Source organism: Mycobacterium asiaticum (assembly GCF_001673635.1).
Taxonomy (GTDB): domain Bacteria; phylum Actinomycetota; class Actinomycetes; order Mycobacteriales; family Mycobacteriaceae; genus Mycobacterium; species Mycobacterium asiaticum_C.
The window spans coordinates 223520-236059 of the sequence record NZ_LZMH01000035.1 but is presented as its reverse complement, the minus strand read 5'-3'; the positions used below and the strand labels follow the sequence as shown (position 1 = coordinate 236059).

Genomic DNA, 12540 nt, shown 5'->3' with positions numbered 1-12540 from the left:
CTCTCTTTATTGGAAGAGCCGGATGGGGTTGACCAGGTCAGCGGTGACGGTCAACAGCATGTAGCCGACCACGAAGATCAGCACCACGTAGGTCGCCGGCATGAGTTTGAGGTAGTTCACCGGCGCCGCGGCCACCTTGCCGCGCGCCGAGCGGATCATGTTGCGCACCTTTTCGAACAGCGCGACGGCGATGTGCCCGCCGTCAAAGGGCAGCAGCGGCAACAGATTGATGGCACCGAGGATCAGGTTCAGCTGCGCCAGGAAGAACCAGAACGCCACCCAGAGGCCGTGGTCGACGGTGTCGCCGCCGATGATGCTGGCGCCGACCACACTCATCGGCGTCTGTGGGTCGCGCTCGCCGCCACCGATCGCGTTGAACAGCGCGCCGACCTTGGTCGGGATGGCGGCCAGCGACTTGCCGACCTCGACAGTCAGCTGGCCGGCGAATGCGATGGTGCCCGGTACGGCCGTGAGCGCGTTGTATTGCGTCGGCTCGTTGCGTGGCGCGCCCACGCCGATGGCGCCGACGGTGGCGGGCTGGACCTGGTTGCCCTGGCCGGTGGGGATGTAGCGCCGGGTGCTTTCGACGTTGACGCTGGTGGTGATGGTCTTGCCGTCCCGCTCGACGACCACCGGCACGGTGCCGTGCAACTTGCGCACCGCCGTCGCCATCTGCTCGAACGTGGAGACCGGGGTGTCGCCCACCTTGACGACGACGTCACCGACCCGGATGCCGGCGAGTGCGGCCGGGCCCTGGCCGTTGCACTTGTCCAACTTGCCCTGCGAGACCTCCTGGGCGACGCAGCCGGTTTCACCGACGATCGCCTTATTCGACGGGTGCAGATTGGGCAGGCCCCAGATCAAGGCAATCGCATAGAGCAGCACCAGGCAGATGACGAAGTTCATCCCCGGCCCGGCGAACAGCACCGCGACCCGTTTCCACGTCGCCTGCTTGTACATGGCCCGGTCCTGCTCGTCGGGCGCGAGTTCCTCGACCGGGGTCATGCCGGCGATGTCGCAGAAGCCGCCCGCGGGGATGGCCTTGATGCCGTACTGGGTTTCTCCGCGCCGGGTGGACCACAGCGTGGGACCGAACCCGACGAAGTAGCGCCGCACCTTCATGCCGGTGGCGCGCGCCGCCCACATGTGGCCGCATTCGTGCAGCGCGACCGAGATGAGGATGGCAAGTGCGAACAGCACAATGCCGATAACGAACATCATCAGCCTGTTACGACCTTTCTCACGCCAAGCCGGAAACTCTGACCGGCGCCGAACCAGCGGTAGCGACCGCGCGTCGCGCTCGCTCACGGGCCCAGCGCTGCGCCTCGAGTACCTCATCCACGGTAGCGGGTGGAACGGCCCATTGGTCGGCGCCGTGCAGCACGTCGGCAATGGTGGCGACAATTGCCGGGAATCGGAGCCGGCCCTCGAGGAAGGCCTGCGCGGCCTCCTCGTTCACCGCGTTGTAGACCGCGGTCAGGCAGCCACCGGCCTCGCCGGCGTGCCGAGCCAGCTCGACGGCCGGGAAAACCTTGCTGTCCAGCGGCTCGAATTCCCAGGTGGAGGCCTTGCTGAAGTCGCAGGCCATTGCGGCTCCGGCGACCCGGCGCGGCCAGCCCAGCGCCAGCGAGATCGGCAGCTTCATGTCCGGCGGGCTGGCCTGGGCGATCGTCGATCCGTCGGTGAAGGTCACCATCGAGTGGACGATCGACTGGGGATGCACGACGACCTCGATGCGGTCGTAAGCGATGCCGAACAACAGGTGGGTCTCGATGAGTTCGAGGCCCTTGTTGACCAGCGATGCCGAGTTCAGCGTGTTCATCGGACCCATCGACCAGGTGGGATGCGCGCCGGCCTGCTGCGGAGTGACGTGCTCGAGGTCGGCGGCCGACCAGCCGCGGAATGGGCCCCCCGAGGCGGTCAGCACCAGTTTGTCGACCTCGCCGGCGGTGCCACTGCGCAGGCACTGCGCCATGGCGGAGTGCTCGGAGTCGACGGGCACGATCTGCCCGGGCCGCGCCGCCCGCAGCACCAGCGGGCCGCCGGCAACGAGTGACTCCTTGTTGGCCAGTGCCAGCCGTGCGCCGGATTCCAGCGCGGCCAGCGTCGGCCGCAGCCCCAGTGCCCCGACCAGAGCGTTCAGTACGACGTCCGCCTCGGTTTCCTGCACCAGCCGGGTGACGGCATCGGGACCCTTGAAAGGGATGTCACCGGCCCGCTCGGCGGCATCGGCGTCCGCGACAGCGATGTTGGTCACACCGGTGGCGGCGCGCTGCTGCAGCAACGTCTCGAGGTTGTTGCCGCCGGCGGCGAGGCCGACGACCTCGAAGCGGTCCGGGTTTGCCGCGATGACCTCCAGCGCTTGGGTACCGATCGAGCCGGTGCTGCCCAGCACCAGCACTCGCGCCCGGCCTTCGACGGGCCCGTCACCGGAGATAGTCACCCACCCATTGTGCCGCTTTTTGCTATTCGGACCCATCCGCAACCTGCCCCGCTCCGAATGACTCAGTGCAGGGGCGACGGCCGTCGTCTCAAAACCATTCTGTTGCAAAGGAATTGGAGAGATGAACACACATGCCAAGACAATCGCCGCGGCCGCGCTGGCAGCGCTCGCGCTCGCGGGGTGCTCGAGCAGCAAACCCGCGGCCCAGGTGAGCCCCGCGGCGGCGCCCAGCATGACCGCCACGGCCGCACCCAGCCCCGCCAAGGCGGATCCGGCCGCCGACCTGATCGGCCCAGGTTGCTCGGAGTACGCGGCGCAGAACCCCACCGGGCCGGGATCGGTCACCGGCATGGCACAGGACCCAGTGGCGACAGCGGCGTCGAACAACCCGATGCTGACCACGCTGACCTCGGCGCTGTCCGGCAAGCTCAACCCGCAGGTGAATCTCGTCGACACTCTCAACAGCGGCCAGTACACGGTGTTCGCCCCCACCAACGCCGCGTTCGACAAGCTCCCGGCGGCCACCATCGACCAGCTCAAGACCGACGCCAAGCTGCTGAACAGCATCCTGACCTACCACGTCGTCTCGGGTCAGGCGAGCCCGGCCAAGGTTCCCGGGACCCACAAGACGCTGCAAGGCGCGGATGTCACGGTGACCGGCGCCGGCAATGACCTGAAGGTCAACACCGCGGGCCTGGTGTGCGGAGGGGTGCACACCGCGAACGCGACGGTCTACATGATCGACACGGTGCTGATGCCGCCCGGTCAATGACGGTTCGCCGATTCGGCGTCGGAGCAAAGGCAGCCCACCTCCGAGTGGGCTGCCTTTGTTTGGCCGGCCGGTGAACCAATCCGGGACCGGCGTCGTGACGAATAACTGACATGTGGACTCTCGCGTTGATCGGATTTCTCGGCGGCCTCATCACCGGAATATCGCCGTGCATCCTGCCGGTGCTGCCGGTGATCTTCTTCTCGGGCGCAAACAGCACTGCGCCAACACAATCCGACGGCGCGGTGGCCGTCCAGACCAAGCCGACCCGGACGGCCGCATCGCGGCCCTACCGGGTGATCGGCGGCCTGGTGCTCAGCTTCAGTGTGGTGACCCTGCTCGGGTCCGCCATGCTGTCCGCGCTGCGCCTGCCGCAGGACGCCATCCGGTGGGTGGCTCTGCTGGCCTTGATCGCGATCGGCCTCGGCCTGATCTTCCCGCGCTTCGAGCAACTGCTCGAGCGCCCGTTCTCGCGTATCCCGCAGAAGCAGATCGTCACTCGCGGCAACGGTTTCGGGCTGGGTCTCGCGCTCGGGGTGCTGTACGTGCCGTGCGCGGGACCGGTGCTGGCCGCGATCGTGGTGGCCGGCGCCACCGCCAAGATCGGCGTCGGGACCGTCGTGCTCACCGCTACGTTCGCAGTCGGCGCCGCGTTGCCGCTGCTGTTCTTCGCGCTCGCCGGGCAACGGGTGGCCCAGCGCGTCAGCGCATTTCGTCGTCGCCAGCGCGAGATCCGGATCGGAGCCGGACTCGTCACGATCCTGCTGGCGGTCGCGCTGGTGTTCAACCTGCCCGCCGCGCTGCAACGCGCCATCCCCGATTACACCGCGTCACTGCAGGACAGGGTCGGCGGCACTGAACAGATCCGGCAACAGCTGGGTGGCATCGTTACCGACCAGAACGCGCAGCTGTCGAACTGCGGCAACGGCGGCACCCGGCTCCAAAATTGCGGCCCCGCACCGGATCTGCGCGGCATCACCGGCTGGCTGAACACACCGGGCGGGCAACCTGTGGCGTTGAATGCGTTGCGCGGCAAGGTGGTGCTGATCGACTTCTGGGCCTATTCCTGCATCAACTGCCAACGCGCCATTCCGCATGTTGTCGGCTGGTATCAGGCGTACCACGACAGAGGCCTGGAAGTCGTCGGCGTGCACACTCCCGAGTACGCGTTCGAGAAGGTGCCGGAGAACGTCGCCAAGGGCGCGGCCGACCTGGGCATCAAATACTCAGTCGCACTGGACAACAACTACTCGACGTGGACGAACTACCGCAACAGTTACTGGCCCGCCGAGTACCTGATCGATGCCAACGGCACCGTGCGGCACCTGCAATTCGGCGAGGGCGACTACGACGCGACCGAAGCGCTGATCCGGCAGTTGCTCACTGACGCCAAGCCGGGCACCCAACTCCCGGCCCCGGTGGACGCGCCCGACATGACACCGAAGACCTTCACCACGGCCGAGACCTACTTCGCCGTCGGCAAGGCAACGAATTACGGCGGCGGTGGCGTGTATGACGAGGGATCGGCGACGTTCCGCTACCCGCCGAACCTGGCGTCGGACAGCTTCGCCTTGACCGGCCCCTGGGCGCTGGACTACCAGGGCGCGACGGCGACCGGCGAGGATTCGGCGGTCAAGCTCAACTACCACGCCAAGGACGTCTACCTCGTCGTCGGTGGCACCGGCACCCTCACGGTGCTGCGCAAGGGCAAACCCACCGCACTGCCGATCGGCGGACCACCGACGTCGCACCACATCGTCGCCGACACGGCGCAGTCGGCCGGGACCATCGAGGTGCGGCCGAGCAAAGGATTGCAGCTTTTTTCGTTCACCTACGGCTGAGACCCATCCGGAATCCGATCCGCTCCGAATCAGCAGTGTCGGGGATAGCCAGCATTCAATGACACTCAAAGAGGAGAACGAGCATGAAAGCCAGAAAGTCGATTGCAGCAACCGGTTTCACGGCCGCGCTGATGGCCGGCGGGGTGGCCTTCGGTGTTGCCCTGGCCCCCACCGCGGCGGCCAGCGACCTGGTCGGCCCCGGTTGCGCGGACTACGCCGCCACCAACCCGAGCGGACCGGCGTCCGTGCAGGGCATGTCGCAGGTGCCGGTCACTGAGGCCGCGGCCAACAACCCGATGCTGACCACCCTGACCTCGGCGCTGTCGGGCAAACTGAACCCGCAGGTGAATCTCGTCGACACCCTCAACAGCGGTCAGTACACGGTGTTCGCACCCACCGACGCCGCGTTCAATAAGCTGCCGCCGGCGACGATCGAGCAGCTCAAGACCGACTCGGCGCTGCTGAACAACATCCTGACCTATCACGTGGTGTCGGGTCAGGCCAGTCCGGCCCGGGTGCTGGGCACGCACAAGACCCTGCAGGGCGGCACCGTCACGGTGACCGGCCAGGGCAACAACATCAGGGTGAACAACGCCGGCCTGGTCTGCGGCGGAGTGTCGACGGCCAACGCGCAGGTGTACATGATCGACACGGTCCTGATGCCGCCCGCGTAACCGGCCAAGGCGATTCCCCCGGGTGCTGACCTGCCCCGGGGGAATTCGTCTGTGCCAGAATGAGGCAGTCCGAGTCCAGTCTGAGCGGAGGAATCCCCGTGCCCAGTACCGAGGTGGAACGCTTCACCGGCGACGTCGACGAAGCCGAAGTGCCGTCCGCGCAGTGGGGATGGAGCAGGATCAACTACCGCACCTGGTACGGCGTTGGCATCTTCGCGGTCATCTTTCTACTGGCGATGCTGCACGGCAACCACGTCGGCCACGTCGAGGACTGGTTCCTGATCGGGTTCGCCGCGCTCACCTTGTTCGTCCTGGTGCGCGACATCTGGGGCCGTCGGCGCGGCTGGTTGCGCTAGCGCTCAGCCCGACGGGTTTTGGCGTTGCGGCCGATCCGGCTGATGACGATCGCGCCCGTCACGACTGCGCCCGCCACCACCAACCACGGCCAGCCGCCGTGCTGGTGCACCCAACCCGCGAGCGTGCCTTGCAGCCGCCCGGCTGCCATGATCACTGCATCCCGCGGGTCGCCGTTGGCGTGGAACAGCCGGATCTCATAGAGGCCGTAGTAGCCGACGTAGCAGCCGACCAGCACCAGCAGCGCTCCGCTGATCCGGTTGACCAGCGGCAGCACCGCCCGCATTCGGTCGATCAGCGCGGAGCCGGCGGTAGCCACCGCGATGGCCAGCGCCCCGACGACCAGCGTCAGGCCGCCGATGTAGGCGCCATAGACGGCGATCGTGTCGAGCACGGCGCCGCCGCGCAGTCCGGCGCCGGTGACCGCCAGGAACGGGCCGACGGTGCACGACAGCGACGCGATCGCGTAGCTGATTCCGTAGCCGTACATGGAGCTCAGGCGCGCGGTCGGCGCCCAGCGGGGCCCGAACGGTTTCAGCGCCGTGATCTCGCGCCCGGATAACAGCCAGCCGCCGAGCACGACGAGCAAGCCGCCGATCAGCACCGTCACGAACGGCAGGTATCGCTGTACCGTCGAGGCCGCCGAGATGGTCAGCGCTCCGAACGCACCAAAGACCGTCACGAAGCCCAGCGCCATTCCGAAGGTTGCCGCCAGGGCGCGCCCGATCGCAGTTACTGGCGCGGTTCGCTGCCCGCGCACCACCAGAACCAGGTACGCGGGCAGCATCGCAAATCCGCACGGGTTCAGCGCGGCCACCAGTCCGGCGGCGAACGCCAACCCGATCAGGGGCTGATTCAACGTCAGGACAGCGCGGCGACCCGGCCGGCCAGCTCCTGTTGCGACATAGCCGAGGTGGTGTTGTTGACGAAAGTGGAGGTGCCATCGGCGCGGTAGAACACCCAGGCCGGTTGCCACGGCACGTTGTAGCGGGCCCAGATCGCGCCGTCGGCGTCGTTGAGGTTGGTGAAGTTGAGGCCGTATTTGGAGACGAAGCCTTGCATCTGCCCGACATCCGAATGTGCCGCTACCCCAACGAAAGTCACGCCCGGGTTGGCGGCCGCCACCTGGCTCAAGCCGGGCGCCTCAGCGTTGCAGAACGGGCAGAACGGCGTCCAGAACCACAGCACCGACGGCTTGCCCTGCAGGGTGGCGCCGTTGAATGGTGCGCCGCTGAGGGTGGTCGCGGTGAAATTCAGGCGTTCGTCGGCCGCGACCGCGCGCGGGGCCGTGCCCAGACCGAGCATCAGCACGGCGGCAATCGCGATCGTTATACACGTCTTGAGCGGGGAGAACAGTTTCATGGCGCACCTCATTCGCTGGCATTTGCCTGATCACGTATTGCCCGCTGGGCATGGTTCAACACCTGTGCGCGTGGCGCCTGGATGTCCCCTCAGTCGCGCGTGGCGTCGAGATTGAAAATCTGCGGGGGTCTACTCGAACTTTGGCTGCAGATTTTCAGTCTGGGCGGGAACGGTCTAACCTTCGGCGGCCAGCTGTCCACAGGCTCAGGCTGAACGGCCCGTGCTCCAGCTACCCGCCTTCGGCGGCCAGCTGTCCACACGCCGCGCTGATCTCCCGGCCCCGGGTGTCTCGCACCGTACACGAAACTCCTTGTGCACGAACACGTTTGACGAACTCGCGCTCAACCGGCTTGGGGCTGGCGTCCCAGTCGCTGCCCGGCGTCGGGTTGAGCGGGATGAGGTTGACATGCGCCAGCGGCCCCAGCGCCCGGTGCAGGCGCTTGCCCAGCAGGTCGGCCCGCCACGGCTGGTCGTTGACGTCGCGGATCAGCGCGTACTCGATCGACACCCGCCGGCCCGTCACGTCGGCGTAGTAGCGGGCGGCCTCGAGTACCTCACTGACCTTCCACCTGTTGTTCACCGGCACCAGCGTGTCGCGCAGCTCGTCGTCGGGTGTGTGCAGCGACAGCGCCAGGGTCACGCCGAGCCGTTCGTCGGCCAGCTTGCGGATCGCCGGTGCCAGCCCGACCGTCGACACCGTCACCGACCGTGCCGAGATGCCGAAGCCGGACGGCGGTGGCTCGACGATGCGGCGCACCGCGGCCACCGTCCTGGCATAGTTGGCCAGCGGCTCTCCCATCCCCATGAACACCACGTTGGACAGTCGCTGCGGTTCGGGTCCGAAGTCGTCCCGCAACGCCACCGCAGCGGCACGCACCTGCTCGACGATTTCGGCGGTCGACAGATTGCGGGTCAGCCCGCCTTGGCCCGTCGCGCAGAACGGGCAGGCCATGCCGCATCCGGCCTGCGAAGAGATGCACACGGTGTTGCGCTGCGGATAGCGCATCAGCACCGACTCGACGGTGGCGCCGTCACCGGCCCGCCACAACGTCTTGCGTGTCTGGCCCGCGTCGCAGGTCACCTCGCGCACCGCGGTGAGCAGCGTCGGGAACATCGTCGTCGCGACCTGGTCGCGCACCGCGGCGGGCAGGTCGGTCATCTGGTGCGGATCGGCGATCAGCCGTCCGTAGTACTGGTGCGCGAGCTGTTTGGCCCGGAACGCCGGCAGGCCGAGCTCCGACACGGCGGCGGCACGCCCGTCGGCATCGAGGTCGGCGAGGTGCCGCGGTGGTCGCCGAACGGACCCGCGCGGCGACGGCTCTTCGAACACCAATTGTTGAACCATTACCAGTCCAGTATCAGGGCAACAGCGTCAGAACGGTCCACGCGGCCACCGCCGAAGGCAGGATGCCGTCCAGCCGATCCATCAGACCGCCGTGGCCCGGCAACAGCCGGCCCATGTCTTTGATGCCCAAATCCCGCTTGACCTGCGATTCGATCAAGTCACCGAGCGTGGTGGTGAGCACGAACAGCAGACCCAGCAGCGCACCGACCCACCATTCCTTGCCGGCCAGGAACGTCGCGGTGAGCACGGTCGCGGTGATCCCGCAGATCAGCGAGCCGGCGAATCCCTCCCAGGACTTCTTCGGGCTGATGCGCGGAACCATCGGATGCTTGCCGATCAGTGCCCCCACCGCGTAACCGCCCGTGTCGGAACAGACGACCGCGATCATCATGCAGAACACCCAGCCCGGCCCGTGCTGCGGGTCGTAGACCAGCATCGCGGCGAAGGACGCGAACAGCGGCACCCAGGCGCACAGAAAGACGGTCGCCGAGACGTCGCGCAGATAGTTGCTGGGCGGCGGCGCACCATCGGCTCCGTGGCTGTCGGGCGAGCGCTTGTCCGTCATGAACAGCCGCCAGATCATGCAGATGACGACCATCCCGCCGAACCCGGCGATCGCGCCGACGGCCCGGTACGGCCACGTCAGCCAGACGGTGACCTGCCCGCCGACCAGCAGCGGAATGACCGGGATCAGATAACCCGCTTCGCGCAGCCGACGCACCACCTCGTGGCTGGCCACCAACGCGGCCAGCGCGCTGTACAGCACCCAGAAGTGGGGCACCCACAGCAAGGTCGCAATCAGGACCGCGCCGATGCTTGCCCCGACCGCGATGGCGGCGGGCAGATCCCGGCCGGCCCGCGACGTCTTCTTGGCTGGCTGCTGAGACGCGTCAACCGGCTCGTCGGGCGTGCTGCCGGCGTCGGCTTCAGTAGCTGCCACGGACGTGGATGGACTCAACCGCTGGACAGGTCCTCAGACCTCCAGCAGCTCGCCTTCTTTGTGCTTGACCAGTTCGTCGATCTGGGCAACGTATTGGTGAGTGGCCTTTTCGAGGTCCTTCTCGGCGCGGCCGACCTCGTCCTCGCCGGCTTCGCCGTCCTTGCGGATGCGGTGCAATTCTTCCATCGCCTTGCGGCGGATGTTGCGCACCGAAACCCGGGCGTCCTCACCCTTGGCCTTGGCCTGCTTGACCAGGTCGCGCCGACGCTCCTCGGTCAGCTGCGGGATCGCCACCCGGATGATGGTGCCGTCGTTGGTGGGGTTGACGCCGAGGTCGGAGTTGCGGATGGCCGTCTCGATGGCGTGCAGTTGGCTGGCCTCGTAAGGCTTGATCACCACCATGCGCGCCTCGGGGACATTGATGCTGGCCAGCTGGGTGATCGGAGTGGAGGCACCGTAGTAGTCGATGGCGATCCGGTTGAACATGCCGGGGTTGGCGCGGCCGGTGCGAATTGTCGACAGGTCATCCCGGGCCACTGATACGGCCTTCTCCATTTTCTCCTCGGCGTCGAAGAGAGCCTCGTCTATCATCTTGCGCCGCTCCTCCTCATCGTTTGCCTCTGCATCGTCACCGCGCGCATTCTGCGCGTCTTCCCCTCAGGTGGTGACCAGCGTCCCGATCTTCTCACCAGCGACCGCACGGGCGATATTGCCGTCGGTCAGCAAATTGAACACCAGGATCGGCATGCCATTGTCCATACACAGACTGAACGCGGTGGCGTCAGCCACCCGCAACCCACGGTCGATGACTTCCCGGTGGCTGATCGCGGTGAGCAACTCGGCTTCGGGGTTCTCGCGCGGGTCGTCAGCAAAGACCCCGTCCACCGCTTTGGCCATCAGGACCACCTCGGCACCGATCTCCAGCGCTCGCTGCGCCGCGGTGGTGTCGGTGGAGAAATAGGGCAACCCCATGCCGGCGCCGAAGATCACCACCCGCCCCTTTTCCAGGTGGCGGACCGCCCGCAACGGCAGATAGGGCTCGGCGACCTGGCCCATCGTGATCGCGGTCTGCACTCGGGTCGCAATACCTTCCTTTTCCAGAAAGTCCTGCAGCGCCAGGCTGTTCATCACGGTGCCCAGCATCCCCATGTAGTCCGAGCGGGTGCGTTCCATGCCGCGCTGCTGCAGCTGCGCGCCGCGGAAGAAGTTCCCGCCGCCGATCACCACGGCCACTTGCACGCCGCCGCGGACCACCTCGGCGATCTGCCGGGCTACCAGCGCGACGACATCGGGATCCAGTCCTACCTGTCCGCCGCCGAACATCTCACCGCCCAGTTTGAGCAGCACCCGCGAATACTTGGACGGGGAGCCGGAAACCGAATGGGCGGGCACACCGTTACTGCTCGTCGGCCTTGGCTCCGTCATCGATCTCCTCGCACGAGATTGCCAACCCGGCAACGACCCGGGACGGCGCGTCTCAATCCTGCCTCATTGCCCTGCTCTGGCGTGGGCGGGGTGCACTATTGCGCGCACATGTTTGATCCTCCGCCGGTCCGGGAATTCGCTGCGAGCGGCGGTCGACGCGGTCTTGAGAAGTTGAGGACCCGCACCGCCGCGCACTTGCCGGTCGTTCGTTCGATCGGCGTTTTTGAGCGCTCGGTACGGACACTGAGGAGGAACTCATGGCGGACAGCAACTCCGGACCTGCGGAAGCGGTCAAGGGCGTCGTCGAGGACGTCAAGGGTAAGGCCAAGGAAGTCATCGGGACGGTGACCGGCCGGGGCGACCTCGTCAACGAGGGTGAAGCCCAGCAGGACAAGGCGGAAGCACAGCGCGACGCGGCCAAGAAGGAAGCGCAGGCCGAGGCGGCCCGCAGCGCCGCGGAGGTTGCCGAGGAACGCCAGAAGTCGAACCAATAGAAACTTGTCTCAGGATGGGCCCGGTCTGGAATCTCGGACCGGGCCCGTCGAACTTTCCGGGATGCGGTTCGCCCACCCGGTCGTAACAAAACTGGAATAATCGCACGCAGAGGGGTATTCGAACCGCTGTCGGGGGGATCTCCGCGGAGGTGGCTACGGGTCGGGGGTGCACGCAGGTGGATGTGCTTCTGTTCACCGACGACGCCGACTTTCAAGTCACCCTGCCGGATTTGGAGACCTTCGCGCTGAGCGTGCGCAGCCTCCCCCTGGGCACCGCATACCACGAGGCCGCCGAAGGTGCCGATGTCGCGATTGTCGACGCCCGCACCGGCCCGGCCGGCGCCCGCCGGGCGTGCCGGTGGCTGACTGCCAATGCTCCTGCGGTGGCCGTTGTCGTCGTGGTTGCGCCGGCCACCCTGGCCGAAGTCGATGTCGACTGGAATTACGACGACGTGGTGGTGGCCGCGGCCGGTGCGGCCGAGATGCAGGCGCGCTTGCGATTGGCGGTGCAGCGACGGCGCAAGGCCATCGGCGGCACGCTGGAGTTCGGCGACCTCCTACTGCACCCGGCCAGCTACACAGCGACACTGGACGGCCGGGACCTGGACCTGACGCTGACCGAGTTCAAGTTGCTCTATTTCCTAGTGCAGCATGCCGGCCGGGCGTTCAGCCGGACCCGGCTGATGCACGAGGTATGGGGCTATGAGAGCAACGGCCGGGTTCGGACCGTCGACGTGCATGTGCGGCGGCTGCGCGCCAAACTCGGTGCGGCTCATGAGTCGATGGTCGACACCGTGCGCGGCGTGGGCTACATGGCGGTCGCGCCGCCGCAGCCGCGGTGGATCGTCCTCGAGCCGGTCCTGAAGCCCGCGTGGGAACCGGTCGCGCGCTGA

14 protein-coding genes are annotated in these 12540 nt (G+C 67.0%); 6 read left to right on the top strand and 8 right to left on the bottom strand.

Annotated elements, in window-relative coordinates; translation table 11 throughout:
* Window positions 1–6: 6 nt before the first annotated feature.
* Both A5645_RS09560 and dxr read right to left on the bottom strand, forming a co-directional pair.
* On the bottom strand, window positions 7–1221 hold the full coding sequence (locus A5645_RS09560; protein ID WP_065034360.1) for a M50 family metallopeptidase: 1215 nt from the start codon (window positions 1219–1221) through the stop codon (window positions 7–9).
* A 19-nt stretch (window positions 1222–1240) separates the two neighbouring features.
* Complete coding sequence (dxr, locus tag A5645_RS09555; protein ID WP_155767930.1) at window positions 1241–2443, bottom strand: 1-deoxy-D-xylulose-5-phosphate reductoisomerase; 1203 nt, start codon at window positions 2441–2443, stop codon at window positions 1241–1243.
* Between the two features lie 121 nt (window positions 2444–2564).
* On the opposite strand from dxr, the gene A5645_RS09550 reads away from it, so the two are divergent.
* The 4 genes from A5645_RS09550 (at window position 2565) to A5645_RS09535 (ending at window position 6083) form a co-directional block, all read left to right on the top strand.
* A complete protein-coding gene (locus A5645_RS09550) occupies window positions 2565–3215 on the top strand; it encodes a fasciclin domain-containing protein (RefSeq protein WP_065129334.1) in 651 nt (216 codons plus the stop codon).
* A 110-nt stretch (window positions 3216–3325) separates the two neighbouring features.
* Window positions 3326–5053 carry a cytochrome c biogenesis protein DipZ gene (locus A5645_RS09545; protein ID WP_065129333.1) on the top strand — a complete coding sequence of 576 codons (1728 nt, stop codon included), beginning with the start codon at window positions 3326–3328 and terminating at the stop codon, window positions 5051–5053.
* A gap of 83 nt (window positions 5054–5136) precedes the next feature.
* Window positions 5137–5727, top strand: coding sequence for a fasciclin domain-containing protein (locus A5645_RS09540; protein ID WP_065034364.1), 591 nt, complete (start codon window positions 5137–5139; stop codon window positions 5725–5727).
* A gap of 98 nt (window positions 5728–5825) precedes the next feature.
* Window positions 5826–6083 carry a DUF2631 domain-containing protein gene (locus A5645_RS09535; RefSeq protein ID WP_036354697.1) on the top strand — a complete coding sequence of 86 codons (258 nt, stop codon included), beginning with the start codon at window positions 5826–5828 and terminating at the stop codon, window positions 6081–6083.
* Here the strand turns inward: A5645_RS09535 and A5645_RS09530 are convergent.
* The 6 genes from A5645_RS09530 to pyrH form a co-directional block, all read right to left on the bottom strand.
* Window positions 6080–6940 carry a cytochrome c biogenesis CcdA family protein gene (locus A5645_RS09530; protein ID WP_065034365.1) on the bottom strand — a complete coding sequence of 287 codons (861 nt, stop codon included), beginning with the start codon at window positions 6938–6940 and terminating at the stop codon, window positions 6080–6082. The two genes, A5645_RS09535 and A5645_RS09530, sit on opposite strands and share 4 nt — an antisense overlap.
* Before the next feature lie 2 nt (window positions 6941–6942).
* Window positions 6943–7455, bottom strand: coding sequence for a disulfide bond-forming protein DsbE (gene dsbE, locus A5645_RS09525; RefSeq protein ID WP_065129332.1), 513 nt, complete (start codon window positions 7453–7455; stop codon window positions 6943–6945).
* A 217-nt stretch (window positions 7456–7672) separates the two neighbouring features.
* The gene (gene rlmN, locus A5645_RS09520) at window positions 7673–8788 is read right to left on the bottom strand and encodes a dual-specificity RNA methyltransferase RlmN (protein WP_065034367.1); all 1116 of its coding nucleotides are present in this window, start codon (window positions 8786–8788) and stop codon (window positions 7673–7675) included.
* A gap of 13 nt (window positions 8789–8801) precedes the next feature.
* Entirely contained in the window at window positions 8802–9728 is a 927-nt protein-coding gene (locus tag A5645_RS09515; RefSeq protein WP_065034368.1) for a phosphatidate cytidylyltransferase, read from the bottom strand.
* A 33-nt stretch (window positions 9729–9761) separates the two neighbouring features.
* Complete coding sequence (gene frr, locus A5645_RS09510; protein ID WP_065034369.1) at window positions 9762–10319, bottom strand: ribosome recycling factor; 558 nt, start codon at window positions 10317–10319, stop codon at window positions 9762–9764.
* Window positions 10320–10385: 66 nt separating this feature from the next.
* Window positions 10386–11153 carry a UMP kinase gene (gene pyrH, locus A5645_RS09505; RefSeq protein ID WP_065034370.1) on the bottom strand — a complete coding sequence of 256 codons (768 nt, stop codon included), beginning with the start codon at window positions 11151–11153 and terminating at the stop codon, window positions 10386–10388.
* A 257-nt stretch (window positions 11154–11410) separates the two neighbouring features.
* Here pyrH and mbp1 point away from each other — a divergent pair, with 257 nt between their 5' ends.
* Both mbp1 and A5645_RS09495 read left to right on the top strand, forming a co-directional pair.
* Window positions 11411–11647, top strand: coding sequence for a microaggregate-binding protein 1 (mbp1, locus tag A5645_RS09500; protein WP_065034371.1), 237 nt, complete (start codon window positions 11411–11413; stop codon window positions 11645–11647).
* 176 nt (window positions 11648–11823) lie between these two features.
* Complete coding sequence (locus tag A5645_RS09495; protein ID WP_065034372.1) at window positions 11824–12540, top strand: winged helix-turn-helix domain-containing protein; 717 nt, start codon at window positions 11824–11826, stop codon at window positions 12538–12540.

Bases quoted from the DNA above. Each gene is read 5' to 3' on its own strand.
- A5645_RS09540 (WP_065034364.1), top strand. From the start codon at position 5,137: ATGAAAGCCAGAAAGTCGATTGCAGCAACCGGTTTCACGGCCGCGCTG.
- mbp1 (WP_065034371.1), top strand. From the start codon at position 11,411: ATGGCGGACAGCAACTCCGGACCTGCGGAAGCGGTCAAGGGCGTCGTC.
- frr (WP_065034369.1), bottom strand. From the start codon at position 10,319: ATGATAGACGAGGCTCTCTTCGACGCCGAGGAGAAAATGGAGAAGGCC.
- dsbE (WP_065129332.1), bottom strand. From the start codon at position 7,455: ATGAGGTGCGCCATGAAACTGTTCTCCCCGCTCAAGACGTGTATAACG.
- A5645_RS09545 (WP_065129333.1), top strand. From the start codon at position 3,326: ATGTGGACTCTCGCGTTGATCGGATTTCTCGGCGGCCTCATCACCGGA.
- A5645_RS09560 (WP_065034360.1), bottom strand. From the start codon at position 1,221: ATGATGTTCGTTATCGGCATTGTGCTGTTCGCACTTGCCATCCTCATC.
- A5645_RS09550 (WP_065129334.1), top strand. From the start codon at position 2,565: ATGAACACACATGCCAAGACAATCGCCGCGGCCGCGCTGGCAGCGCTC.
- rlmN (WP_065034367.1), bottom strand. From the start codon at position 8,788: ATGGTTCAACAATTGGTGTTCGAAGAGCCGTCGCCGCGCGGGTCCGTT.
- pyrH (WP_065034370.1), bottom strand. From the start codon at position 11,153: ATGACGGAGCCAAGGCCGACGAGCAGTAACGGTGTGCCCGCCCATTCG.